Source organism: Bacillus sp. JNUCC-21 (assembly GCF_041222765.1).
In the GTDB taxonomy this organism is placed as follows: Bacteria; Bacillota; Bacilli; order Bacillales; family Bacillaceae; genus Bacillus; species Bacillus velezensis.
In genome coordinates, this window is sequence record NZ_CP166019.1 from 2,797,898 (window position 1) to 2,823,799 (window position 25,902).

Below are 25,902 nucleotides of genomic sequence, written 5' to 3' on the forward strand. Positions count from 1 at the left end.
TTTTAGTTCATTACCCGGCGGACTGAATAGATGTCTCTGATCTGCTTAATCCGCTCGACCACTTTATGCAGATGATTGATGTTTTGAATAAAAATCGCCATATGAATCGTAGCGACTTTATTGCGGTCGGATTTGCCGGAGACAGAGGAGATGTTGGTTTTCGTTTCATTTACGGCTTGGAGCACCTCATTTAAAAGCCCGAGACGGTCATACCCCAAAATCTCAATCTCAACGTTATATTCTTTGCGTCTTTGAACCTGTGATTCATGCTCCCATTCAACGGGGATCAGACGTTCCTGCGCTTCATTCGTTTTGACGTTCGGACAGTCATCCCGGTGAACGGATACACCGCGCCCTTTTGTAATAAAACCGACGATATGGTCGCCCGGCACCGGGTTGCAGCATTTCGACAAGCGGACGAGAAGGTTGTCAATGCCTTTTACGCGCACACCCGCTTCCCGTTTTCTCCCTTGCGGATAATGTTTCGGCTCGGAAGTGACTTCCTGAACGATTTTTTCCTGCTCTTCCTGGTCACGCAGCTTCCGTTCTTTTTCGGTGAGCCTGTTGGCCACCTGAAGAGCGGTAATGCCGTTATACCCGACCGCCGCGTACATATCCTCTTCATTTGAGAAATTGAACTTGTCGGCAACTTTTTGAAGATTTTCGAGTGTTAAAACATCTTTCACTTCAAAATCAAGATTTTTAATTTCTTTCTCGACAAGCTCACGGCCTTTTTCGACGTTTTCTTCACGGCGCTGTTTCTTAAAGAATTGGCGGATTTTGTGTTTCGCCTGGGACGTCTGCGCCAGTTTGACCCAGTCTTGACTCGGACCGTATGAATGCTTGGACGTCAGAATCTCGACGATGTCGCCCGTCCGGAGCTTATGGTCAAGCGTCACCATTTTTCCGTTCACTTTCGCCCCGATTGTTTTGTTGCCGATCTCCGAGTGGATCCTGTAGGAAAAATCAATCGGCACAGAGCCTGACGGCAGTTCAATGACATCGCCTTTTGGCGTAAATACGTATACCATGTCAGAAAACAGATCGATTTTCAGCGATTCCATAAATTCTTCCGCATCGGTAGACTCGTTTTGGAATTCCAGAATTTCACGGAACCAGGACAGTTTTTTCTCAAATGTCGCTTCTTCGTTTGCAGCCTTGCCTTCTTTATATGCCCAGTGTGCGGCCACCCCGTATTCAGCGATCTCATGCATCTCAAATGTTCTGATCTGCACTTCCAGCGGATCGCCTTTAGGCCCGATTACGGTCGTATGCAGGGACTGATACATATTCGGCTTAGGCATTGCAATATAATCTTTGAATCTGCCCGGCATCGGCTTCCAGCACGTGTGAATAATGCCGAGTACGGCGTAGCAGTCTTTAATGCTTCCGACAAGAATACGGACGGCGAGCAGATCATATATTTCATTGAACTGTTTATTTTGCAGCGCCATCTTGCGGTAAATGCTGTAGATGTGCTTCGGACGTCCTGAAAAGTCCGCTTTGATATTCACTTCTTCGACGCGTTTTTTCACTTCATTGACAACCTCTTCGACATAAAGTTCGCGTTCCGCGCGCTTTTTCTTCATGAGGTTGACGATTCTGTAATATTGCTGAGGATTCAAATAACGGAGAGCGGTGTCTTCCAGCTCCCATTTGATTTTAGAAATCCCGAGCCGATGGGCCAGCGGAGCGAAAATTTCCAGCGTCTCATTTGAAATTCTCCGCTGCTTTTCCTGCGGAAGATGCTTTAACGTCCGCATATTGTGAAGGCGATCCGCCAGCTTGATCAATATGACTCTGATATCCTGAGCCATAGCGACAAACATTTTTCGATGGTTTTCCGCCTGCTGCTCCTCTTGAGATTTATACTTAATTTTACCGAGCTTCGTCACGCCGTCGACAAGCATCGCCACTTCTTCAGAAAATGCTTCCTTCAGGTCGTCGAGGGTGACATCCGTGTCCTCTACCACATCATGCAGAAATCCGCCCGCAATTGTGGAAGGGTCCATTTCCAGATCGACGAGGATCCCCGCCACCTGAATCGGATGAATGATGTACGGCTCACCTGATTTGCGGTACTGTTCGCGATGCGCGTTTTGCGCATACAGGTAAGCTTTCTCAACAAACGCAATCTGCTCCTCCGGCAGATAAGTGCGCGCTTTATCTATTACTTGCTCGGCAGTCAATACTTGTTCGTTCGCCATGGAATCACCTTTTTTAAATGTAAACTGTATTAGTTTATTATCAAGAAAAAAACGAGAGATGTAAAGGGCAGAAGTTCAAAACACCTAAAGAATCTGTCAGGATGATGAAATAATAGGAAAAAGCACCCTGACACGAGTGCTTTTTTCCATATGCGGTTAATATTTCATTAATGTTAAAATATCGTAATCGTCAAGCTTGTCTCTGCCGTCAAGGTAAGAAAGCTCGATTAAGAACGCAATACCGGCTACAACGCCGCCCAGTTCTTCGACCAGCTTAATTGTTGCTTCGATCGTGCCGCCTGTTGCAAGCAAGTCATCAGTAATCAGCACGCGCTGTCCCGGCAGAATTGCATCTTTATGAATCGTCAGTACGTCTTTTCCGTACTCCAAACCGTAATCGACTTTAATGACCTCACGCGGAAGTTTTCCTTCTTTCCGAACCGGCGCAAAGCCGACTCCGAGAGCGTATGCAACCGGACAGCCGATAATAAAGCCGCGCGCTTCAGGCCCGACAACTAAATCAATTTCTTTTTCTTTTGCATATTCAACAATTTGGTCAGTGGCGTAACGATATACGTCGCCTTTGTCCATCAATGTCGTAATATCTTTAAATTGTACGCCTTCTTTCGGGTAATCGGGCACAATTGTTACGTATTTTTTAAGATCCATCTGTTCTATGTCCTCCTCGTACTTTCATAAGCTTCTGAACCTTGGTTCATCAGCTTATTCAGCCATTCCTTCAGCTCATGGGCTGCGGAATAATTGAGCTTCTGGTCTAATTCCATCAGCTGCTGTTTTACCTGATAGGTTTGCGAATCTGCCAGGTCGCGTTTTTTCGCGCCGCTCACGACAGACAGCACACCACCTTCTATTTTAACAAAACCGAGATCAAAAAACACCTTTGTCATGAAATTGATTGTGTCAATTGACCATCCTCTGTGTCTCGCAAGCTCTGAACCATGCTTGCCGAAGTCAAAAGCGCCCCTTTTCAAGAGAAATGCGTAAAACCACTTGAAATCATTCCGCGATGGAAATGAGGACAGGAAATGTTCTTCATGATTGATAAAAACAAAATAAATCCGTTCCGGCTTCTTTCCGTCAAGCAAATGCTGCAGGCGATCCGCTGACGGCGGCACATCCAGAAAAACGGCATATTTTCCGTCAAGCTGGAGAGCTTCCGCCTCGGATTCCGAAGTGATACCGGCCAGCTCGCCCGACAGCTCTTTTGCATGGAGCTTCTGAGCGGTTTTTTCGTTAAAGCTGATGAGCACCCGTTTTTCCTTCGGCAGCGCGGTGACCGTGTCTTCCCACGTCCGCTTGCCCCTGATATCAAAAAGCTGCCATTCCGGCACCGCAGCGTCTTTAATCATCAGCTGGGGCTTCTTTCTGTTGTTCCATTCATTAATAGACATCTCGCCGACAATGGAAATCGTTGATCCGGGGACAACTCCGGCTTCAAGCTCTCCTTTGTTAAAGCCGACACAGTCAAGGACGGCGGAATCACTTTTTACCGTCATTTTCACGTGGTTTTTATTCGCTCCGATCAGGCGCACATCATCAAGCACCGCATTTTTCACCATCACATGCGGTTTAGGGTTAAGCATGCCGAACGGCGACAGCATATTCAATTCTGTAATGCTTTCAACGGTTATGTCTTCAACGCCGCAGACAAGATCAACCTCCTGAACGGGAATAAAATCCTCTTCCGTAAGGGTTTCTTCAGCCATTTGATTCAGCCTGTCCCTTAATTCCGCCACATCTTCAGCCTTCAACGTCATTCCTGCCGCCATCGGATGCCCGCCGAAATGAGGAAGAATGTCTCTGCACTGTGAAAGGCTCGTAAACAGGTTGAAGCCTCTGATGCTTCGCGCCGACCCTTTAGCGATTCCCTGCTCCTCATCTATCCCAAGCACAACAGCGGGCCGGTAAAAACGTTCAGCCAGCTTCGATGCGACAATACCGACGACTCCCGGGTTCCAGCCGGCTTTTGCCACTACAATGGCAGACGGGTTTCCGCCTTGCTGCTGAACCATTTCAACAGCCTCTTCGGTCATGGTTTTCACCATTTTCTGCCGCTCTTTATTCAGCCGGTCAATATCCGAAGCCAGTTCCTCCGCTTCAAACTGATCTTCGGTCATCAGCAGATGGACGGCGGGATCGGCCTGTTCTATTCTTCCGACGGCATTGAGCCTTGGCGCGACCTGAAATCCGATCGTTTCCTCATCAGCTTGTCCGATATCTCCGCCGGAAAGCTTAATCAGGGCTTTGAGGCCCGGCCGATTTGTCGTCCGAAGCCTTTCGATTCCGAGTGACGCAATTAATCTGTTTTCATCATGAAGAGGCACCAGATCTGCAACCGTACCGATTGCCGCCAAGTCCAGCATAGCTTCCGGCAAAGAACCCGTAAGCGCGTGGGCAAGCTTAAACGCCACACCGACGCCGGCCAATTCTTTAAACGGATAGCCGCAGCCCGGCTGCTTCGGGTGGATGATCGCAAATACGTCAGGAAGCTCGGGTCCCGGCTCATGGTGGTCGGTAATAATGACGTCTAAGCCCAGCTCTTTTGCGACTTCAGCTTCATGGACGGCGGCGATTCCCGTATCCACTGTAATGATCAGCGAAAATCCCCGCTCTTTTATGGAGCGGAAAGCTTGTTCATTCGGGCCGTAGCCTTCTGTGAAACGGTCGGGAATATAAAAGTCAACGTCCGCCGACAGCTGTCTGAGTGCCGTCAGCATCACCGACGTGCTTGTAACGCCGTCTGCATCGTAATCTCCGTAAATCATAATCGGTTCCCCTTGAGAAACCGCCAGTTTTATCCGATCAACTGCTTCCCGCATTCCCTTTAATTCATACGGGTCATAAAAGTCTGCATCCTTTGTATGTAAAAACAGCCTTGCGCTTTCGGCAGTATCAAAACCTCTTTTTACAAGCAGTGATGCCACAAGAGGTGTTATGTCCAATTGTTCTGTGAGTGATTTGACTTTTTCCTGATCCGGCTGCTGGATTTCCCAGCGCATTTTTGACGCTAACATAAATTCACCCCTCAACCACCCTATTATACTAGAGCGGACTGAGGGGTTTCAAATGTTATTCTGATCCTTTTTTCTCTTCAAGCATTTCTTCCGGCGGCGCGGCTGTTTTTTGGCCGTCCGAATCAGCCGTCAATTCACCTGCGGATCTGTTTTCTTTCCGCAGCATTTTAATTTCGCGCTTCAGCTTCATCACTTGAAAGATACCGGCCGAAAACACGATCAGCGCTCCCATTAACACAGAGCCTAAAATGACTAAAATCAGCGGCCATTCAGCGGTTCCGAACAGATAATCAACCTCAACCGCCCGCACGTTAATGACAGCAAAGATGGCGACAATCAAAGTAAATAGTAAAGCGAATATAATAGTCCATTGTTTATTCATGCGTCTGCCCCCAATTGTTCATTCTTATCTTTTCCCCCATTTTCCCGGGAGTAAACCCCGGTCTCAGGAAATCCGGGCCGTTAACTGCTCGCGGACCAGCTTTTTCAGTCCGCTCCTTTCTCCCGATATGACGAGGGTGTCCCCTTCTTCAATTACGGTATCAATGCCGGGGCTCAGCTGTTTTTGCCGGTTTTTCTTTACGATCGCAATAATCTGGACGTTGTAATGTTTCTTGATCTCCAAATCTCCGATTGTACGGCTGACAGCCGGTGCATGAGATTCGGCTTTAAACCACTCAATGACGAGGTCATCAAGCGCAACTTCCACAGATTCCAGCGCTTTCGGCTTATACGTCATACCGCCTAAAATAGCGGAAATCTGCCTCGCCTCTTCGTCGTTAAATTCAACGGATGCCAAGCATTCGTCATGATCATTCTCATCGAAGTAATAGAGCTCTTTTCTGCCGTCATCATGAAGAATAATACTGATTTTATCGTGATTTTTCGTAATGACTTCTACTTTCTGGCCGATGCCCGGAAGCTCCGACTCACGAACGTTCATAAGAACCCTCCTACATGTTTTTACAATGATGATTGATTATGTAAGCGTATGTCATTATAGCAAATGCAGGTTTTAAGTTCAATGCGGCCTGAAAAAACAGGCTGCCTTCCGGAAGACAGCCTGTTCCCATTTTACTCTTCGATTGATTTTTTCCCTTTAAATTCTTTACCTTTCCATACAAGCCACAGCTGCGCGGCGATGTAAAGAGAGGAATAAACGCCCGTCAATAAACCGACCAATAAAGCGACGGAGAAGTTTGTAATTGACGATGAGCCCAAAATGAGCAGCACGACGACAACAATCACAACGGTCAAGACCGTATTGATCGAACGTGTAAAGGTTTGCTGCAAGCTCAGATTCACGATATGTTCCAGATCGGCAAATGACTTCGGCTTACGTTTTTTCATCTGCTCGCGTATCCGGTCAAATGTAACGATCGTATCATTTATCGAGTAACCGATTATGGTGAGAATAGCGGCGATAAAGGTGACATCGACCTCCAGCCTTGTAATGCTGAAAAACGCGACGATAAAGAAAGCGTCATACAGCAGGGATACAATCGCGGCGATAGCCATTCTGTACTCGAAACGTATTGATACGTAAATAATGATGCCGATTGATGCAATGGCGACAGCATATAAAGCATTACGGGCCAGTTCTTTTCCGACTGTCGGCGATACCGTGCTGACGTTCGGTTCAGATCCGTATTTGTCCTTAAAGTACGTTTTGATTTCAGCGATTTTTTCTTTAGATGGCTCTCCGACAAACCGGGCCGCGGCAACATGGTTCTCTTTACCAGAAAGCACGATGTTTTCCGGATCCATGCCGAGAGAGTCAAAGTCCTTTTCAACCTGCTGCGCCGTCAATGCATGATTGCTCTGCACGTCAATCCGTGCGCCGCTTGCAAAATCGATTCCCAGGTTGAGTTTAAAGACCATTAAGATGATAATTCCCGCAATGGTTACAGCGCTTGAGAAAATAAAGAAATATTTTCGCTTGCTCGTGAAATCCCATTTTTGGAATGCCGTATGCGGTTCAGTATTTTCGTCGGTCTTCTGAATATCCATAATGTGTTTTTTCTTGACGCCGAACCAGCTTTTTTTCCGGTCAAGCCATCTGCTTTCCACAAGAAGGGCGAGCAGGAATCTTGAAAGGAAGACAGCTGTAATAAAGCTTGTCAGAATTGACAGAATCAGCATCGTCGCAAACCCTTTTACAGAGCTTGTCCCGAAAATAAAGAGCACGACCGCTGCGATGATCGTTGTAATGTTCGCATCGAAAATCGTCGCGAATGACCGTCTGTTCCCTGAACGGAAAGCTGAGCGGACGGATTTGCCGAGTTTCAGTTCTTCTTTTATCCGTTCATAGGTGATGATGTTGGCGTCAACCGCCATCCCGACACCCAAAATGAGCGCCGCAATACCCGGAAGCGTCAGCACCGCCTGCATCCAGTCAAACACTTGAAGCGTAATATATACGTATACAGAAAGCGTAATTACCGCTATGAGTCCAGGCAGTCTGTAATAAAGCAGCATAAATAAGAAAACAATTGCAATACCGATGATGCCGGCCTCTACCGTATCATGCAAAGCCTGCTGTCCGAATTGCGCCCCTACTGAAGTAGAGTATTTTTCGGTCAGTTTCACAGGCAGCGCGCCCGCGTTTAAAATATTGGCCAAGTCCTTCGCTTTTTGAACGGTAAACTGGCCTTCAATTGTGACATCCTTCGTGTTTAATTCCTGGCTCACATTCGGAGCGGATACATATTTCGGATGTTTTTTGCCGACTTCTTTTTTAAATGAATCGCCTTTTTGGTAATCAAGCCAGATCACAAGCTGATTATTAGGCGCCATTTTCTTGACTTTTTTCGTCACTTCGCCGAACTTATCCGCATCCTTCAGCTTAACGCTGACAATCGGTTCGTTCGTCGTCGGATCAAAGGTTTGCTTCGCGCCGTTTTCCACGAGATCAGAGCCGTTTAACAGCTCTTTATCATTCGTATCCCTGAACGAGAGCTGCGCTTCCGTTGACAGAATTTCGCGCGCCCTGTTCTGATTCGTGACGCCCGCCAGCTGTACGCGGATGCGGTTATTTCCTTCAATCTGAATGTTCGGCTCGCTTACGCCGAGAACGTTAGCCCGGCGGTTCAGCGCCTGCACCGTGCTGACGAGCACGTCTTTTGTGATTTTATCGCCTTTTTTGACGGGCTGCACATCGTACAGAACTTCAAACCCGCCGCGTAAATCCAATCCTAACGTAATATTATTGGCAGCCGGTTTTGTAAAATACCCCAGCCCTGTGCCGATCAATAATACGATCAGGAAAAACGCAATCAAGCGTCCTTTTTTCATTATGTATTTCCTCCTTAAACCTATGCCGTCAAATCATTATCTCAGCAGTTCATCTAAAGCTTCCTGACCCTCATCGCTTTCCAGCCAATTAGACGACTTAAAAGCTTCAACGGTTGCATAGTTCATAAAATCGCCAATTTTAACTGATAAAATATGACCGGCCAATTCATGCAGCGGCAGTTCCTTTTTCTGTTTCCACTTTTTATGTATTAAGTATGACCATAAACTCTCGTGCTCAACATCATCGTATCCGAGGATTTTGAACTCTTCAAGTTTACTGTACAAGAAAGGCCGCAAATGATCTTTGTACATTTCGGCGGGATGTTTCTCCACTGGGCGCTCGCTCCTTTTTCCATTTTTCTCGAAGACTTGTCATGCTCGGACGACATCGGCGCATATCTTTATTGTATATGATTCCAGGTAGTTTGAGAAGGCAGGGGTTTATAAAATGGCAAAACAGACTTTTTTAAGGGGCACTCTTATTCTCATCGCAGCCGGGATGATTACGAGAATGCTCGGCTTTGTCAACCGGGTGGTTATCGCCCGGTTTATCGGTGAAGAAGGGGTCGGTTTATACATGATGGCTGCCCCGACATTTTTCTTGGCCACCACTTTGACTCAATTCGGCCTCCCCGTTGCCATCAGCAAACTTGTCGCTGAAGCGAGCGCGCGGGGGGACCGGCAGAAAATGAAACATATTTTAGTGATGTCGCTTACCGTCACCGGGATATTAAGTCTCATCTTCACGCCGCTGTTTTTATGCTTTGCGCCGATTATGTCCGAAACGATGCTGACGGATCAGCGCACGGTTTACCCGCTTCTGGCGATTACGCCCGTCGTGCCGATTATCGCGATCTCCAGCGTGCTGCGCGGTTACTTTCAGGGCAGGCAGAATATGAACCCGCTCGCATTATCCCAAGTGCTTGAGCAGATCGTGCGGATTTCACTTGTCGCGGTCTGCACGACGGTGTTTCTGCCGTACGGGATTGAATATGCCGCAGCCGGAGCCATGATTTCGTCTGTCATCGGGGAGCTTGCCTCTCTTATTTATTTATTCATTTGTTTTAAAGCAAATAAAACAATCAGAATCAGAAAACAATTTTTCAAGTCGATCACAAATGGAAAAGAAACATTCCGCCAGCTGATGAGCGTGTCGCTCCCGACAACCGGAAGCCGCTTCATCGGAAATTTATCTTGGTTTTTTGAACCTATTGTCGTCGCGCAAAGCCTTGCGATTGCAGGAGTGGCCACCGCTGCCGCCACCAGCCAGTACGGGGAGCTGACCGGATTTGCCATGACGGTTTTGACGCTGCCCAGCTTTATAACCTATTCTCTGTCAACGGCGCTTGTTCCTGCGATCAGTGAAGGAATGGAGCAAAAAAAGCTGCAAGTTGTCGAATACCGTCTGGAACAGGCGATGCGGCTGTGTCTTTTAAGCGGAGGCATTTCGGTGGTTATTTTATTCTCTTTCGCTGATGAACTGATGTCCGTCATGTACGGATCAACTAATGCGGCGGTATTTGTTAAAGTGATGGCGCCGTTTTTTCTGCTTTACTATTTTCAGGGGCCCCTTCAGGCGGTGCTGCAGGCTCTCAATTTAGCCGGGGCCGCCATGATGAACAGTTTTATCGGCGCCGCTGTCAAAACTGGCCTAATTTTTGTTTTGGCGACCAGGCCTTCCTTGGGCATCATGGGCGCCGCACTTGCGATTGTAACGGGGATGGTCCTTGTCACCCTGCTGCATGCGGCCACCGTAAGCAAGGTGCTTCCGATCAGCATTAAAATAAAAGAATACGCGCTCTGTTTTGCCGTCATATTCATTTGCGGTTATGTCAGCCGCATCATCAAGCACACCGTTCATTTTTCAGGGTCAGAGGCTGTTAATCTCACAGGCTGGATTGCAATGACCGCGATTTTGTATATAGCGCTTCTTCTGTTATTCAGGCTGATTAAAAGGGAAGAGCTGATCCGGATTCCGGTCATCGGCAAGTTCGTGACGCGGTGAAACCGATTCACGGCTCCCCTTTTTCATCTTTAAGATCAATAAAAAAAGCGCCGTCCGTAAACGTGCAGAATGATATAACCGAAAGATCGCGATATCCTCTTTTTGCTAAATTTTTTTCGAGCCAGTGTTTATCTTTCCCGATTCTGTCCAGATGCTCGTTCTGAATGACCCCGTCAACGATAAGCGATGTTTCCATCTGCTTATCCTTATTGTTTTTCTTTTTGACGATCGACAGTTTGCCTGAAGACTCCAAAATGGCATATGACACGTCAGAGATTCTATCGATGTTATTCTCCCTCAGCTGCATAAGAAGATCGTCAAAATTGTAGCGCTGCGATCTCATCGCCCGTTCATCAATTTTCCCCTGTTTTATAATAATGGTGGGCTTTCCGTCAAGCAGCTGCCGTATTTTTTGGCTTTTGAGCGAAATAAAAGCAAGGCTTACTTGAATAATCATTAAAACGACAATCGGCACAATCGTATGCAAAAGCTTATCTTTTACATTTTCAATTGCCAATACGGCAATCTCGGCAATCATAATGGAGACGACAAGGTCTAAAATGCTCAGTTCTCCGATTTCCCGTTTTCCCATCAGTCTGAAAATCACAAGAATGATAAAATAAAGCACAATCGTACGAAACGTAATAATGAAAATATCTTCCATATCGCACCTCCAACGGTCATAGCATTTGCCATCGGCTCTGAATTATGTAAGAAACGGGCTGAACATCATGCATTTACGTCTAATTCGAACATTCAGAGAATACATTTAGAAAAAGACGGGCTCCGGCTTGTCATATATCAGGCCGCAGAGCGGAGAGGAGATAAAAATGGAAGAAACGAAACAAGTGGGAAGAGGCGTCTTGTACGGCTTAGTGGCTATCTTTGCGGTGATGCTTCTTACGAGTTTGGCGATTTCGCTTTTACTGACGGTTACCTCAATGGAAGAATCATCTTTCAGCTGGCTGATCACCGCGCTTTCTTTTCTTTCTTTATTTGCGGGCGGTTTTATATCGGGCGGCAAAGCGAAGGAAAAAGGCTGGATGATCGGAGCGTTAACCGCCGTCTGTTTTTCATTAATCATCTTGCTGTTTCAATATTTAGGGTTCGGAAAAACGTTTACATCCGGTCAGCTTTTGTTTCATCTCGGCTTTTTGGGAGTCAGTATGCTGGGCGGCATTTTCGGAGTGAATTTGAAAGGAAGCAGATCAGCGTAATAAAAAAAGAGCGGATTCTCCGCTCTTTTTTTGTATGTATGAGCTTCGCTGTTATTCAGCGGAAGCTTCTCTGATTGCGCGGCGGTCAAATGTTAAACGGGTGTTATCACCTGTTTTAATGACGACCTTGCTTTCATCAATTGACTCAACAGTGCCGTGCAATCCTCCGATTGTCACCACTGAATCCCCTTTTTTCAGCTCTTCCTGCATCTGGCGTACGGCCTTCTGCTGCTTTTGCTGCGGACGGATGAGCAGAAAATAAAGCACTGCAAACATTAAAATAATAGGAACGATTGTACCTAAAGTACCCATCTGTTTCCCTCCCTTCAAGAATGGTTTTATTTAGAAGCTTTTCGCATTTGGCTTATTATAGCCGTAACGCTCAAAGAACTCTTCTCGGAAATCACCAAGACGATCCTCCCGGATGGCTTGTCTGACCTGCTCCATTAAGTGTAACAGAAAATGAAGGTTATGGTAAGTTGTTAATCGAATTCCAAACGTTTCATTACAGCGGATCAAATGTCTGATGTAAGCGCGGGAGTAATTTTTGCATGTATGGCAGCTGCACTCTTCATCAATCGGACGGAAATCACGCTCATATTTGGCGTTTTTCATATTCAGACGCCCTTCATTCGTAAACACCGTGCCGTTTCGGGCAATCCGGGTCGGCAGTACGCAGTCAAACATATCCACGCCGCGGATGGCGCCGTCAATTAAGGCATCCGGTGAACCCACACCCATTAAATATCTCGGCTTGTCCTTCGGTAAAAGCGGAGTTGTAAACTCAAGCACTCGGTTCATGACGTGCTTCGGCTCGCCGACAGATAATCCGCCTATGGCATACCCCGGAAAATCAAGCGAAACCAAGTCTTTTGCACTTTGTGTCCTCAGGTCTTCGTATTCTCCGCCCTGTACGATTCCGAACAGCCCCTGCTCATCTGAGCGCCCGTGCGCCTCCAGGCAGCGTTCCGCCCAGCGGCTGGTCCGTTCCACAGAGCGTTTCATGTAATCATACTCTGCCGGATACGGCGGACACTCATCAAACGCCATCATGATATCAGAGCCGAGGGCGTTTTGAATTTCCATCGCTTTTTCCGGAGATAAAAACAGCTTGTCTCCGTTTAAGTGATTGCGGAAATGAACGCCTTCTTCTTCTATATTACGAAACTTGCTCAATGAAAAGACCTGAAAACCGCCGGAATCCGTTAAAATCGCGCGGTCCCAGTTCATAAACTTATGAAGCCCGCCCGCTTCTTTTACAATGTCGTGTCCCGGGCGGAGCCATAAATGGTACGTATTGCTTAAAATAATGCCCGCATCCATAGATTTCAGCTCGTCCGGAGACATCGTCTTTACCGTAGCAAGCGTGCCGACCGGCATAAATACAGGCGTCTCAAAGGAGCCGTGGGGCGTATGGACTCTGCCCAGGCGCGCTCCCGTTTGTTTGCATTCCTTTATAAATTCATAACGTATCGGTTGTTCAGCCACTTTGTATGAGGCCTCCTGTCATTCAAATTAGATAATCAGCATGGCGTCGCCAAAGCTGAAGAAACGATATTCCTCTTCTACCGCATGACGGTAGGCGGATAGAACATGCTCTCTGCCTGCAAGCGCAGAAACGAGCATGATAAGGGAAGATTTCGGCAGATGAAAATTGGTGATCATACCGTCAATCGCTTTAAATTCATATCCCGGATAAATGAAGATGGACGTCCAGCCGCTTGAAGCGGTAAATACGCCGGCATGCTCGCCGGCAATGGTTTCCAGGGTGCGCGTTGATGTCGTCCCGACCGACACGATACGCCCTCCCGCCTTTCTGACCTCGTTTAAAGAGGCGGCGGTTTCTTCCGTCATTTCATAAAATTCCGCGTGCATGTTATGCTCTTCCACATCATCCGCACTGACCGGGCGGAATGTGCCGAGTCCCACATGAAGTGTGATAAATTCAATCCGCACACCTTTTTGCTTCAGCTCGTCCAGAATCTCTTCCGTAAAATGAAGTCCGGCCGTCGGAGCTGCGGCAGATCCGATTTCTTTTGAAAAGACGGTCTGATACCGTTCTTTATCATCAAGCTGCTCTTTAATATAAGGAGGCAGCGGCATTTCACCGAGTGATTCAAGCACTTCGTAAAAAATCCCGTCATACCGGAATTCTATTTTTCTGCCTCCGTGATCAAGCTCCTCCGTGCAGACCGCTGTCAGCCGGCCGTCGCCAAATGTCAGGACCGTTCCTTTTTTTACGCGTTTCGCCGGCTTTACGAGCGTTTCCCATGTATCATTTTCTTCCTGTTTTAATAACAGAAGCTCCACTTTCGCTCCCGTATCTTCTTTTGTGCCGAATAATCTTGCAGGCAGCACACGGGTATTGTTCAAGACGAGGCAATCCCCTTCATTAAAAAAGCTTACAATCTCTTTAAATGAACTGTCCGTCAGCCCGCCCGTCTGTTTGTCGAGCACCATCAGCCGCGATGCGTCACGCTCTTTAAGCGGCACTTGGGCAATGAGGCGTTCAGGCAGTTCAAAATCAAATAAATCGACTTTCATCATTTCACCTTAATTCTGTCTATTGTTATTTCATTCTGCCGAAAAAATTAAGCAGAATGGATAGTATCACACTGATCACAATACAAGTGACAACGGGAAAGAAAAATGTAACATTTCCCTTCTTAACGAAAATATCTCCGGGCAGCCTTCCGACAAAGTGCCAGACTGCGCCGGCAATAAGCAAAACGGCACCGAGAACCATGAGAACCTTCGGAAAGTCAGTCACGGGCGGGCGCCTCCAATCGAAAATGTTCATACACAGCCGGAGTCACGACCCGTCCCCTCGGCGTCCTCTGAAGAAATCCGATCTGCAGCAGATACGGTTCGTACACATCCTCTATTGTATGCGGTTCTTCGCCGATTGTCGCGGAAATCGTATCAAGGCCGACGGGACCCCCGCTGAATTTTTCGATCATGCCCATCAGCAGCTTATGGTCGATATGGTCAAGGCCGAGCGCATCGACTTGAAGACGTTCGAGCGCGTCGTGAGCGATTTCTTCCGTGATGCGGCTGTCGCCGAGCACCTGGGCAAAATCTCTCACCCTTCTGAGAAGCCGGTTTGCAACCCGCGGCGTTCCCCTTGACCGTCTGGCGATTTCCAGAGCCGGTGCTTTTTCGATATCCACTTCAAAAACGTCAGCCGTTCTTGACACGATATCTGTCAGCTCTTCCTGCGTATAGTATTCAAGGCGCGACAGCACCCCGAACCGGTCTCTGAGCGGTGCGGTCAATAATCCGACCCTTGTCGTTGCTCCTACAAGCGTAAAAGGGGGAAGGTCGAGACGGACGGAGCGGGCGGACGGGCCTTTTCCAATGACGATATCAAGGCAGAAATCCTCCATCGCCGGGTACAGCACTTCCTCAATTGAGCGGTTCAGCCTGTGAATTTCGTCTATAAACAGCACATCCCCTGGTTCGAGCGCCGTCAAAATGGCTGCCAAATCTCCCGGTCTTTCGATGGCGGGACCTGATGTCGTCCGCATCTCCACACCCATCTCATTGGCCACGATAGACGCAAGCGTTGTTTTCCCGAGACCCGGAGGCCCGTATAAAAGAACGTGGTCCAGCGTTTCCTGCCTCATTTTCGCCGCATCGATAAACACGCGCAGATTTTCTTTCACCTTCTTTTGGCCGATATACTGGGCGAGATTCTGCGGCCTGAGGCTTTGCTCGATTATTGATTCATGGCTGTCTGCTTCACTTGAAACGAGCCGTTCATCCATGAACATCACCTTACTTTAATAATTTTTGCAATGCTTTTTTCACATATTGATCTGTTGAAAGCGCCGTTTCCTCTTTTAAGTGAGGAAGCACTTTTTTAATTTCTTTTTCGGCGTAGCCGAGAACCCGGAGCGCTTCAAGCGCCTCGTCAAGCGCCGTTTCAGCCTCTTGTTTTTCAATGCGCGCTTCATGATTGAACAGGTTGTCAATCATTTCAGGCACGACGTCGGCCAGTTTGCCTTTCAAATCAAGAATAATCTGCCGCGCCGTTTTTTTGCCCACACCCGGAAATTTCACCAAAAAGGCTTCATCTTCCTGTTCGATCGCTTCGATGACGGCTCCGGGATCACCGGAACCGAGGATGGCGAGCGCCCCTTTCGGCCCGATGCCGGTGACGTTCAGCAGCTTTGTGAAAAGCGCTTTTTCTTCCCGGGTTGAAAAACCGTACAAAGAAAAGGCATCTTCTTTTATATGATGATACGTAAAAATGGTCTCTTGATTGCTTACCTTATAAATAAACGGATTCGGAGTGAAGACCTGATAGCCGATTCCGCCGTTTTCAATCACGATGTATTGGGGAGATACATAATCAATCGTCCCCTTCACGAATTCAATCACACCTATTCACCTCTTTGACTGCTTATCATTGTAACACAAAAACAGCCAAAGTCTTATAGAAAAGTTAACGTATGTTCGCTTTGACACCTTCCATTCAGAAAAAAAAGACATGTGTCACATGTCTTGCGTCAAAGTCAGCCGCTGTAAGTCTTAATATGATCGATCACGCTCTCAAACTCCGCTTTTGTCCTGTACGGTATGCCGTGTTCCAAGTGCTTTTGCAATCGGCTTTCCAGCCTTTCTATATCAATCTGGAAGAAAGACTGAATCGGCTCGGCCAGCGATCCGGGACGGCCGTGAAAAGTGGAGATGACGCCCCCGTCCGTGACCCCGATATAACCGTTAACCTTACTGAGCGGAGAAATGTCATCAACATGCTTACGGAAAAGGACGAAGCCTTTTTTCTGCTCAACGAGCGTCCAGCCGGCATATGCGGCCCAAAAATCCTCCATCGCTAAAACGGTTTCATCCGTATGTTCAATGCCGACATCACCGTCAAGATAGACCTTTTCCAGCTGGACGTGCACCCGAAGCGGCCCGTAATGCTCAACCTCCGCCCCGTATGCGCCTTTTCCTCCGCAAATCAGGACTGCAGCCGATAAGACAAGCATAAACAATAGACGAGCACCGCAAATTCGTTTCACCAATAACACCTCTTTATTCAATCAAACTCTTGATGCTAGTTTGACCAAAGATGCCGGTGCTTAATCGTTTTCTTTCATTTGTCTGTTTCAGCCGAAAAAAAGCAGCTCTCTAAATGAGGGCTGCTGCGATGATTATGCCCGGCCGGCTGAAATCAGTTTCATTTGTCCGGGCGTCAGTTTGAGCCGGTATCCCCTTACGGTCAGATACACAGTTTTTGCTCCGCGGCTTTTGTTATGCTCCGTTTTTTTCATTCCGGCCCCTCCGTTACGTTTTATTACTTTTATGTTAACACCGCAATATAAAGAGCGTTTTAAGAATATGTAAAGAAATGATGAAGCTTTATTCATAAAAATACTGCCGGATGAAATCATCCGGCAGTCCCGTTTAACGGCTGTTTCGGTTCATGTCTTGCAGCTTTGTAAAAGTAGCGTTGTCGGTAAACACTTGAATTGTACGGCCGTCCGCGAATTTTTTGGCCGCATGTTTGACATGTTTATCATCATTTTTCGTAAAAGGATGATTTGTTCTGACGGCAATGACGACTCTCGTGTCAGTCACGATAACCTGACTATCCTGTACGCCTTTTACTTTTTTCACGCGGTTTGCAACTTTTGCCGCCAACCTGATGTTTTCGGCGTTGTCATACCCATTATAAGACATTGCTGCCGGCGGCGTATTGGCATTTCGGCCGTTATATGTGCCGTCCGTCGTTAACGGAACCCCGTCATTAGGCGCGTACTGGTCGGACACGTTTGTCGTATTATGACGGCCGTTTCGGTTTTCCATCATTTCAGAAACGGGTCCTTGATGGTCCATTCCGTACTGGCCTCTGCCGTTACCATTATCATTCGAATAATATCCGACCGGACGTGTTGACTGGTTGTAGCGTCCGTCATTCATGGCATTATTTGCTCCGCATGCCGTTAAGCTTGCCGTCACGGCTAAAACGCCCGCGATCGTCATCAGTTTTTTACCCAATGGAAAAACCCCCCGTGGATTCATCGCTGTTTTGAGCGTTTTCCGCTCATGTTTAGGATGCGCGGCGGGCGGCGGGTTTAAGCTTGTCAGTTATGTCCATTCCTCGGTTGGACATAAAAAAAGGAACGACATACATCGTCCCGAAACATTAATCTTCTTCTTCCTCCGGCCGTCCGAATACTTGATTTGGACTCGGCTGATTCGGCGCGGCACTAGGATTTGCTCCGCCGTAAGGGATAAAATATCCGGCGTTTGCACCCATATTCGGATACGGCTGCACAGGCATATTTGCGTGATGGTGATGTGAACCGTGGTGATGGTGGTGGTGATGATGTGAATCATGGCAGCCGCAATCATCATCCTTATATTTTCCATCATGATGAGGCGCGTTTGCGTAATGTGACGAATATCCGCCGTAATACGGCATTTGACCGTACGGAGCACCGCCGAAACCAGATGCAGAACCATCATAATGCTCTGCATTTTCATGGGCCTGGTTTTCATATTCACCGTAACCCGCATGCGGCCCAAATCCCGGATGATGGAATCCGTACGGTAACGGCATCGGCATGACCGGAAAGCCTCCAAAACCTCCTCCAAAACCGCCGAAACCTCCGCCTACCGGGAAGCACGGATGGCATAGTCCCGAACCCGGCAGCATCGGTGTCACCGGAACCGGACAAGGACAAGGCATGCACGGCATCGGGTAATGCATAAAAGACGGTTCAACGGCCGGCATATTCGGAAACGGGACATTCGGAATGTTTGGCATGTTCGGCAGATGATAAGCGGCGTTTTCTTCTTCCATCTTTCCGGCTTCAGGCGCCTTTGGCATATTCGGGTAATTCGCGTTTTCCATGTTGATCATTTCCTCCTGTTGTGGAATGTTATTGTCATGCTCTTTTTCTTTCGGCTCGACAAAATGTGTCACCGGTTCCTCCGGCTTAGGAGGCGACCACGGCTGAAACAGCTGATTGGACGGGTAATATTGGTTCATATCAGCTTCCGGCAGCACATTTTCATGCTTTTCAGGGATTGGCGGCACATACGGAATTGACGGCTTTGGTTCTTCCGGTATGGTGTCTTCAATGTCCACAACTGATTTCGGTTTTTCTTTGGCATATGGATGCTCATGCTTATGCGCAGACGTTCCGAAGCCGGCCTTAGGTTCTTTTCTGACCGGAACGGCTTCTGAAGGCACCTTTATCTTCATTCCAGGCATAATTAAGTCTGGATTGCTAAGCTGATGATTCAGTTTTTTTAACTCTTCAAGATCAACTCCGTATTTTTCAGCTATTTTCCAGAGCGAATCGCCTTTTTGAACGATATGAATTTTCAACGTTTTCCCCTCCTATGCACAAAACGTGAACGGTACATTTGTCATTACAATACGTTTCTTCACACTATATGCCGATGGACTGGGCATGATGATAAAAAATTTGGGAAGGAGGGGAAATTTTTATGATTACGTATGACTCAGCATTCTGTTCAAAGCACGAAGCGCTTCTGTCCGAACCGCTTCCGGAACTTTAATGACACCTTTCGGCTCGCCTTTTTCAAGCTGCTCAAGCGACCACAATAAATGCGGCAGGTCGATTCTGTTCATTGTCAGACACGGACACATATCGGGATTCAATGATTCAATCTGTTTATCCGGATGCGAGTGAATGAGGCGCTGAACAAGATTCATTTCCGTGCCGATCGCCCATTTGCTTCCCGGTTCAGCCTGTTCGATCGTATCAATAATGTATTTGGTAGACCCGCTGTCGTCACTGAGCGAGACCACTTCCCGCGAACATTCCGGATGAACGATAATGCGGATGCCGGAATCCCGCTGCCGCAGCTGAGAAATATTTTCCGCTGTAAACTTTTCGTGTACGGAGCAATGCCCTTTCCAAAGGATAACCTTAATGTTTTCCGGATGGTCAGTAAGCAATCGGTTCTGCACCGGGTCCCATACAGCCATTTCTGTCAGCGGAATGCCGAGGTCATAGGCCGTATTTTTGCCTAAATGCTGATCCGGCAAAAATAAAATTCTCTCTTTTTGTTTAAAAGCCCATTTCAGCACACTCCGGGCATTCGAAGAGGTGACGGTCGCTCCCCCGTGCCGTCCGACGAATGCTTTAATTTCCGCCGTCGAGTTAACATATGTTAACGGAATGATGGTGTTACCGTACAGTTCTTGAAGCTCTTGCCATGCTTTGTCCGTCTGCTGAATATCTGCCATATCAGCCATCGAGCATCCGGCGCGCATGTCGGGCAAAATGACGGTTTGGTTATCATCAGTCAGCATATCAGCGGTTTCCGCCATAAAATGCACGCCGCAAAACACAATATATTCCGCCTCTTTATTTTTTTCTGCCACTTGAGCAAGCTGCAGAGAGTCACCTGCCGTATCGGCGAATTGTATTACTTCGTCTTTTTGATAGTGATGCCCCGGAATGAACAGGCGCTTTCCGAAAGCCCGTTTAATGGCGGCGACCCGCTTTTCCATTTCTCCTGTGCTCATGTCTTTATAATGGCTCGGCATCATTTCGGCTGATGCAGTTAGCACGTCAAAAATAGACATCTTAAAAATCCCCCTGTTCCGCTGCCTCAACATCCATGCTGATGTCGGCGCTTTTTACTGAATGAGTCAGAAATCCGAGTGAAATATATTGGACCCCCGTTCCTTTATAAGCGGGCAATGTGTCGAGCGTTATGCCTCCGGATGCTTCCGTTTTGATATGGCCCGGTGTCATACCTGCAAAACGCCGGACGGACTCAGGCGGACAGTTGTCAAACATAATAACGTCTGCACCCGCTTCTATTGCCTCGAGCAGCTGCTGTTCGGATTCGATTTCGACTTCCACCGCAAGCATCTGCCCCGCCGTTTTTCTTGCCCGCTCCATGGCCGCCCTTATCGATCCGCAGGCGGCAATATGATTATCTTTTATCATGATGCCGTCATATAAGCCGAAGCGATGATTAAAGCCGCCTCCGACCCGAACGGCGTATTTTTCCAGCATTCTGAGCCCGGGTGTCGTTTTTCTCGTATCACAAAGCTTGATAGTCGGATCATCAAGACGCCTTTTGGCCTCATCCGTCATTGTCGCAATGCCTGACATTCTTTGTATGAGATTCAGAATGACCCGCTCCCCCGTAAGAAGTGCCGCCGCCTGGCCTTCTATTTCAGCGAGCACGTCTCCTTTTTTCATCCGTTCTCCGTCTTTTTTCAGGGAGCGGATGCGGATATCATCGTGTAAAAGCTTCCATCCTTCACGGATAACGGCTTCTCCGGCAAACATGCCGTCTGTTTTTGCGATGATTCGCGCTTTACATTGCTGATCAGAAAAAATCGCTTGTGACGTCGCATCACCCGTTCCGATATCTTCCTGAAAAAAATGAGTCAGCATTTGTTTCAGCTGCAGAATGTCCATAGTTCCCCAATCCTTTCGTTTTTTCTGATAGCTGTTCCAGATGTTGAATGAATGATTTGTTTTCCGTGCCACTTTTTCTCCGTCCCGGGAAAATCAGCGCGAAAATGAGCCCCCCTGCTTTCTTCCCGAATAAGGGCTGAGGTCACAACAAGTTGCGCAGTCTTCCATAGGCAGGATAGCTCGGCTTGTTCTATTGTGATTTCCTTCACATTTATATGACGCACAGATACGTTGTTAAGCCAGGATGCCAGCGCCTGCATGTTTTCTTTTTCCCTGACAATGCCCGCTCCGGTTGTCATTTTGGCTTGGAGCACATGAAGCGTTGTGTCCGGCACTTGTAAGATGACGTCAGATTTCTTCGGGGTTTTTTTATATCTTCCGTTTAACGGCGTTTGAGTGATATGTTCAGCACATCGTTTCCCGCTTGCCAGCGCTTCCAGCAGTGAGTTGCTCGCAAGGCGGTTCGCCCCGTGCAATCCTGTGCAGGCGGTCTCGCCTATGGCGTACAAATCAGGCACGGACGTTTTCCCCCAGGTATCGGCTTTTACTCCGCCCATTAAAAAATGCATTCCGGGTGCTACAGGAATCCCGCTTTCAAGATCAACACCGGCTGTTTGACAAATTTCTGTTATGGTCGGAAAACGTTTCTTAAAATCGGCTATTCGGCTGCAATTTATAAAAACAGGATTTTCTTTCATCATTTCTTCATAAATCGCCCGTGAAACCACATCCCGGGGCGCCAAATCTTCAAGCGCGTGTCTGCCAGCCATGATCCTGCGCCCGAAGCGATCCGCTAAATATCCGCCTTCTCCCCTCACTGCTTCAGAAACCAGGCCGTACACAGTCCCGTTTTTCACAAGGAGGGTCGGGTGGAACTGGGTGAACTCCATATCCGTGATCTCAGCTCCCGCGCGGAAGGCAAGAGTGATGCCGTCTCCCGTTATGGCGGAATCATTTGTGTGATATTGGTACAGACTGCCGCAGCCGCCTGATGCAAGCACTACACAATCCGCTCTTCTGTAAGAAACAGCGCCTGAAGCATCCTTTACGGCAACGCCTGCGCATCGTCCGTGTTCAATCAGCAGATCAACAACCGTCTCGTGTTCAATGATCCGTATGCCGTCCCTCAGCTGCTGAACCAGAAACTCAACTAACATCCGTCCGGTCGCATCTCCCCCGGCGTGCAGAATTCTCCTTTTGGAATGAGCGCCTTCCCTGCCGAGACAAAACGTCCCGTCCGACTTCGTATCAAAAGGGAAATGGCCTTCTATCAGCCTGTTTATCATGCTCTGCCCGCTTTTCAGCAAATGCCGCACGGCTGTCACGTCATTGTGTCCGCACCCCGCATACAGTGTATCGTTCACATGGGATTCTAAGGAGTCATCTTTTGCGTATGAAACAGCAATCCCGCCTTGAGCATAATGCGAATTGCTGTTCGTTACGTTTCTCTTCGTGATGACGGTCACTTGGTATGACGGAGGAAATGAGGAAGCACAGGCAAGAGCCGCCGTCCCCGAACCAATGACGATAATTGTTTTTTCAGACATACATCACCCTCCTGTTATGTTTACACCTGTCTTGACACCTATATTTACATAACGATAAAATAAACTCAAGCTTTTTTTAACATAAACGGATAGGAGACGGGCTGTATGATTTATCTTGATTACGCGGCGGGAGCGCCTTTAAGCAAAGAAGCCGCGAAAGTCTTTCAGCATCTCAGCACAGAGGTATACGGCAATGCAAGCAGCCTTCATGACGCCGGAGGAAGAGCGGCAGACGTGCTGGAATATTGCAGACATTCTGCAGGCAAATTGATCGGCGGAGCGGCAGACGGCATTTACTTTACAAGCGGCGGAACGGAAGCGAACATCTTGGCCGTCCAATCATTGCTGCAGGGTCTGCCCGATCACAAAAAACATTTTATTACGACCGCAATGGAACACCATTCGATCCATAATGCCGCGGCGTTTTCAGCTGACCGGGGAATTGATGTCACCATCATATATCCCGACGAAAACGGCCTTATAACCGAGGACATACTGGCGGCTCATATCCGTCCTGACACGGGGCTTGTTTCCATACAGCACGCCAATTCAGAAACCGGCCTCATCCAGCCTGTGAATCGTCTGGCCGCTTTTCTTCACCAGAGAAACATTTTGCTGCATTGCGATTGTGTTCAAAGTTTCGGCAAACTGCCGATTGATGCGGATCAGGAGGGAATCGACGCCCTTTCCGTCTCCGGTCATAAAGTATACGGCCCGAAAGGCACCGGGGCTGTTTACATTCGGCCCGGTGTCAGCTGGAACCCGGTTTATCCGCATACCGTGCATGAAAACGGGTTCAGGCCCGGTACGGTGAATGTGCCGGCCATCGGCGCTTTTACCGCTGCTGCCGAGTATGCAGTGAAACATATGGAGGAACACCGTGAGCATGCTGACAGGCTGAGGAATTATTTGTATGACCAAATTCGGCGTCAAGGCCTCCCCATTTCATTTTCAGAGGAAGAAACCGGCGGTGAATGCCTGCCCCACATTGTCGGGTGTTTTTTTCACTCCTTTGAAGGACAATATATTATGTTAGAATGTAATCGTAACGATATTTGCATCTCAACCGGGAGCGCATGTTCCGCCGGCAGCCACGGCCCTTCTTCAGCTATGAAGGCGCTGAGAAAAACCGAACGGGAAGCGCGGCAGTTTTTCCGGATCTCATTCGGAAACGAAACAACATGTGAACAGCTCGATATGCTGATACATACATTTACGGCGCTATGGGAGCAAAAGAAAGGAGAATCAGCAATTTGACAGAAGGAACGAAGCTTACTGGGGAGAAAAGACGCGACATGCTGCTTCATTGGCTGAAAGAAGCCGGCTCGCCATTAACAGGAGGCGAATTGGCCAAAAAAGCAAATGTCTCAAGACAGGTGATCGTGCAGGACATATCGCTTTTGAAAGCAAAAAACGAGCCGATTATCGCGACGAGCCAAGGCTACTTATACATCAGCATGAATGCCGGCGGCGAAAAAAATGCCGAACGGATTGTCGCCTGTCTGCACGGCCCGGAGCGGACGGAAGAAGAGCTTGCACTCATTGTCGATGAAGGCGTCACCATAAAGGACGTCATAATTGAACACCCCGTATACGGCGATTTAACCGCCGCCATAAGAGTCAGTACACGGAAAGAAGTCAAACAATTCATGGATCACATTAACTCGACAAATGCCGCTTACCTTTCACAGCTGACCGGAGGCGTGCACCTCCATACGTTAAGCGCCCCGACAAAAGAGCGGATTGACCAAGCCTGCCAAGCGCTGGACGACGCGGGTATTTTAATAAAAGATTAAAAAAAAAGCCCCCTGAAGGGCTTTTTTTATATCGAATAGGATTGATATGTTCCCAGAAGCTTGACCCGGCAGCCGAGGGCTTCCATCTCTTGAACGGCACCGGGAATGAGAACCTGATCCATCGCCTGTTCAATATCAATAATAAAGAAATAGTTGCCGAGACCCGTTTTTGTCGGGCGCGATTCGATCTTTGATAAATTCAGGTTTCTCCATGAAAAAGCGGACAGCACCCTGTGCAGCGCACCTGATTGGTCATCTTGGGGAAGCGTTACCATCATCGTCGTTTTCGGCCGTGAAGACAGTTTCGCATTCACTTCGAATGAGACGTCTTTTTCAGGTGAAAGAATGACAAATCTCGTGTGGTTGTCCTGATAATCCTGAATATCCCGCTTCACGATGCTCAATCCGTATGTAGCGGCGGCCATTTCATTTGCAATCACGCCGATCGGAAGGTCCGAATGCTCACTGACATACTTGGCAGCCGCACCTGTTGACTTCGCATACTCATAAGGAACGGACGAAAAATGCCGGTGAAGAAATTTGTGGCATTGCGCAATCGCATGGGAATGAGAATAAATTTTCTCAAGCTTTTTCCACTCATTTTCTCTCGAAGGGTGAACGAGCAGATGCTGGTGAATCGGCAGCGTCATTTCCCCCACGATCGCAAGAGGCTGCTCATGAATCAAATAGTCAATCGTTAAGTTAACCGAGCCTTCCAGCGCGTTTTCCAAAGGAACAAATGCAAGATCAACTTCTCCCGCAACCGCCGCATCCATGCATGCCGGTATTGTTTGATAAGGTGCTTGTGTCACGCTGTTTTGAAAGCAGGAACTGACTGCTAGATGTGTAAATGTGGCTTCTGGCCCTAAATAACCGACTTTCATGTCTCTTCTCTCCTTACGCGCCTGACCCTAAGATCTCAACTTTTTCTATAAAATCAAATTTTCTCAGTTTATTCATTAACGTATGAATGTTTTCTTCCATTGCGGACGTACTGATTGAGAGCGTGACATTCGCCCTGCCCTGAAGCGGAATCGTCTGGTGAATGGAAAGCACGTTGCTTCCTGAGTCAGCCACCGCCTGCAAAAGCTGGGATAACGCGCCTGACCGATCCTCCAAATGAAAGAAAAGTGTGATTATTTGTTCTTTAACCATCGTGTAAAAAGGGAAAACCGCATCTCGGTATTTGTAAAAAGCGCTTCTGCTTAAATCAACTTTCTGCACAGCATCTGCAACCGATTCAGCCTTTTTTCTGTCGAGCAGCTTTTTGACTTCAAGGGTTTTTCGCATCGCATCAGGCAGAACGTCTTCACGCACTAAATAAAATGTCTCTTCTTTCACCTGCACCCCTCCCTTTTACATCAGAGAGCCTGCAA

At 47.9% G+C, this 25,902-nt stretch carries 27 protein-coding genes; 4 read left to right on the forward strand and 23 right to left on the reverse strand.

What is annotated here, in order from left to right:
* Positions 1-2 precede the first annotated feature (2 nt).
* The 7 genes from relA to JNUCC21_RS14025 form a co-directional block, all read right to left on the reverse strand.
* Positions 3-2,207: a GTP diphosphokinase gene (gene relA / locus JNUCC21_RS13995; RefSeq protein ID WP_003152716.1), complete on the reverse strand. Its 2,205-nt coding sequence runs from the start codon at positions 2,205-2,207 to the stop codon at positions 3-5.
* A 156-nt stretch (positions 2,208-2,363) separates the two neighbouring features.
* Positions 2,364-2,876: an adenine phosphoribosyltransferase gene (locus JNUCC21_RS14000; RefSeq protein WP_003152714.1), complete on the reverse strand. Its 513-nt coding sequence runs from the start codon at positions 2,874-2,876 to the stop codon at positions 2,364-2,366.
* Between the two features lie 5 nt (positions 2,877-2,881).
* A complete protein-coding gene (gene recJ, locus JNUCC21_RS14005; RefSeq protein ID WP_072589406.1) occupies positions 2,882-5,242 on the reverse strand; it encodes a single-stranded-DNA-specific exonuclease RecJ in 2,361 nt (786 codons plus the stop codon).
* Positions 5,243-5,297: 55 nt separating this feature from the next.
* Positions 5,298-5,624: a lipopolysaccharide assembly LapA domain-containing protein gene (locus JNUCC21_RS14010; RefSeq protein WP_014418528.1), complete on the reverse strand. Its 327-nt coding sequence runs from the start codon at positions 5,622-5,624 to the stop codon at positions 5,298-5,300.
* Between the two features lie 63 nt (positions 5,625-5,687).
* Positions 5,688-6,185 (reverse strand): cation:proton antiporter regulatory subunit, encoded by a 498-nt coding sequence (locus JNUCC21_RS14015; RefSeq protein WP_012118088.1) that lies wholly within the window; start codon positions 6,183-6,185, stop codon positions 5,688-5,690.
* Between the two features lie 131 nt (positions 6,186-6,316).
* Positions 6,317-8,536 carry a protein translocase subunit SecDF gene (gene secDF / locus JNUCC21_RS14020; RefSeq protein ID WP_072589407.1) on the reverse strand — a complete coding sequence of 740 codons (2,220 nt, stop codon included), beginning with the start codon at positions 8,534-8,536 and terminating at the stop codon, positions 6,317-6,319.
* Positions 8,537-8,572: 36 nt separating this feature from the next.
* A complete protein-coding gene (locus JNUCC21_RS14025) occupies positions 8,573-8,869 on the reverse strand; it encodes a post-transcriptional regulator (protein ID WP_007408189.1) in 297 nt (98 codons plus the stop codon).
* A 115-nt stretch (positions 8,870-8,984) separates the two neighbouring features.
* Between JNUCC21_RS14025 and spoVB the strand changes: the two genes are divergently transcribed.
* The gene (gene spoVB, locus JNUCC21_RS14030; protein ID WP_369878226.1) at positions 8,985-10,541 is read left to right on the forward strand and encodes a stage V sporulation protein B; all 1,557 of its coding nucleotides are present in this window, start codon (positions 8,985-8,987) and stop codon (positions 10,539-10,541) included.
* A 7-nt stretch (positions 10,542-10,548) separates the two neighbouring features.
* Here the strand turns inward: spoVB and JNUCC21_RS14035 are convergent, their stop codons facing one another.
* Positions 10,549-11,205: a DUF421 domain-containing protein gene (locus tag JNUCC21_RS14035; protein WP_003152699.1), complete on the reverse strand. Its 657-nt coding sequence runs from the start codon at positions 11,203-11,205 to the stop codon at positions 10,549-10,551.
* Positions 11,206-11,371: 166 nt separating this feature from the next.
* Between JNUCC21_RS14035 and JNUCC21_RS14040 the strand changes: the two genes are divergently transcribed.
* A complete protein-coding gene (locus JNUCC21_RS14040; RefSeq protein WP_003152697.1) occupies positions 11,372-11,758 on the forward strand; it encodes a TIGR04086 family membrane protein in 387 nt (128 codons plus the stop codon).
* Positions 11,759-11,809: 51 nt separating this feature from the next.
* Here the strand turns inward: JNUCC21_RS14040 and yajC are convergent, their stop codons facing one another.
* The 13 genes from yajC to nadB form a co-directional block, all read right to left on the reverse strand.
* Positions 11,810-12,070: a preprotein translocase subunit YajC gene (gene yajC, locus JNUCC21_RS14045; RefSeq protein WP_012118091.1), complete on the reverse strand. Its 261-nt coding sequence runs from the start codon at positions 12,068-12,070 to the stop codon at positions 11,810-11,812.
* Positions 12,071-12,100: 30 nt separating this feature from the next.
* Positions 12,101-13,246: a tRNA guanosine(34) transglycosylase Tgt gene (gene tgt / locus JNUCC21_RS14050; protein ID WP_007408186.1), complete on the reverse strand. Its 1,146-nt coding sequence runs from the start codon at positions 13,244-13,246 to the stop codon at positions 12,101-12,103.
* Positions 13,247-13,273: 27 nt separating this feature from the next.
* Positions 13,274-14,302: a tRNA preQ1(34) S-adenosylmethionine ribosyltransferase-isomerase QueA gene (queA, locus tag JNUCC21_RS14055; protein ID WP_032870552.1), complete on the reverse strand. Its 1,029-nt coding sequence runs from the start codon at positions 14,300-14,302 to the stop codon at positions 13,274-13,276.
* A 25-nt stretch (positions 14,303-14,327) separates the two neighbouring features.
* Positions 14,328-14,528 carry a DUF2905 domain-containing protein gene (locus JNUCC21_RS14060; RefSeq protein WP_003152687.1) on the reverse strand — a complete coding sequence of 67 codons (201 nt, stop codon included), beginning with the start codon at positions 14,526-14,528 and terminating at the stop codon, positions 14,328-14,330.
* A complete protein-coding gene (gene ruvB, locus JNUCC21_RS14065; RefSeq protein ID WP_007408185.1) occupies positions 14,521-15,525 on the reverse strand; it encodes a Holliday junction branch migration DNA helicase RuvB in 1,005 nt (334 codons plus the stop codon). Before ruvB ends, JNUCC21_RS14060 begins: the two co-directional genes overlap by 8 nt.
* A gap of 10 nt (positions 15,526-15,535) precedes the next feature.
* Positions 15,536-16,141, reverse strand: a complete 606-nt coding sequence (ruvA, locus tag JNUCC21_RS14070; RefSeq protein WP_003152683.1) for a Holliday junction branch migration protein RuvA — start codon at positions 16,139-16,141, stop codon at positions 15,536-15,538.
* A gap of 134 nt (positions 16,142-16,275) precedes the next feature.
* Positions 16,276-16,785 (reverse strand): intercompartmental signaling factor BofC, encoded by a 510-nt coding sequence (locus JNUCC21_RS14075; protein ID WP_025285052.1) that lies wholly within the window; start codon positions 16,783-16,785, stop codon positions 16,276-16,278.
* 132 nt (positions 16,786-16,917) lie between these two features.
* Complete coding sequence (locus JNUCC21_RS14080) at positions 16,918-17,037, reverse strand: hypothetical protein (RefSeq protein WP_369878228.1); 120 nt, start codon at positions 17,035-17,037, stop codon at positions 16,918-16,920.
* Positions 17,038-17,170: 133 nt separating this feature from the next.
* A complete protein-coding gene (locus JNUCC21_RS14085) occupies positions 17,171-17,764 on the reverse strand; it encodes a YhcN/YlaJ family sporulation lipoprotein (RefSeq protein ID WP_061582037.1) in 594 nt (197 codons plus the stop codon).
* 148 nt (positions 17,765-17,912) lie between these two features.
* On the reverse strand, positions 17,913-19,103 hold the full coding sequence (gene safA, locus JNUCC21_RS14090) for a SafA/ExsA family spore coat assembly protein (protein WP_369878229.1): 1,191 nt from the start codon (positions 19,101-19,103) through the stop codon (positions 17,913-17,915).
* Between the two features lie 126 nt (positions 19,104-19,229).
* Positions 19,230-20,333: a quinolinate synthase NadA gene (gene nadA / locus JNUCC21_RS14095; protein WP_324636563.1), complete on the reverse strand. Its 1,104-nt coding sequence runs from the start codon at positions 20,331-20,333 to the stop codon at positions 19,230-19,232.
* 1 nt (position 20,334) lies between these two features.
* Complete coding sequence (nadC, locus tag JNUCC21_RS14100; RefSeq protein ID WP_033574179.1) at positions 20,335-21,183, reverse strand: carboxylating nicotinate-nucleotide diphosphorylase; 849 nt, start codon at positions 21,181-21,183, stop codon at positions 20,335-20,337.
* Positions 21,165-22,730, reverse strand: a complete 1,566-nt coding sequence (gene nadB / locus JNUCC21_RS14105; RefSeq protein ID WP_369878230.1) for an L-aspartate oxidase — start codon at positions 22,728-22,730, stop codon at positions 21,165-21,167. Before nadB ends, nadC begins: the two co-directional genes overlap by 19 nt.
* Before the next feature lie 105 nt (positions 22,731-22,835).
* Here nadB and JNUCC21_RS14110 point away from each other — a divergent pair, with 105 nt between their 5' ends.
* Together JNUCC21_RS14110 and JNUCC21_RS14115 are read left to right on the forward strand one after the other, a co-directional pair.
* A complete protein-coding gene (locus tag JNUCC21_RS14110) occupies positions 22,836-23,987 on the forward strand; it encodes an IscS subfamily cysteine desulfurase (RefSeq protein WP_369878231.1) in 1,152 nt (383 codons plus the stop codon).
* The gene (locus tag JNUCC21_RS14115) at positions 23,984-24,526 is read left to right on the forward strand and encodes a transcription repressor NadR (protein WP_012118101.1); all 543 of its coding nucleotides are present in this window, start codon (positions 23,984-23,986) and stop codon (positions 24,524-24,526) included. Before JNUCC21_RS14110 ends, JNUCC21_RS14115 begins: the two co-directional genes overlap by 4 nt.
* A gap of 26 nt (positions 24,527-24,552) precedes the next feature.
* Here JNUCC21_RS14115 and pheA read toward each other — a convergent pair whose 3' ends face one another.
* Both pheA and thrR read right to left on the reverse strand, forming a co-directional pair.
* Entirely contained in the window at positions 24,553-25,410 is an 858-nt protein-coding gene (gene pheA, locus JNUCC21_RS14120; RefSeq protein ID WP_003152668.1) for a prephenate dehydratase, read from the reverse strand.
* 13 nt (positions 25,411-25,423) lie between these two features.
* Positions 25,424-25,867, reverse strand: a complete 444-nt coding sequence (gene thrR, locus JNUCC21_RS14125; RefSeq protein ID WP_007408173.1) for a transcriptional regulator ThrR — start codon at positions 25,865-25,867, stop codon at positions 25,424-25,426.
* Between the last annotated feature and the right edge of the window lie 35 nt (positions 25,868-25,902).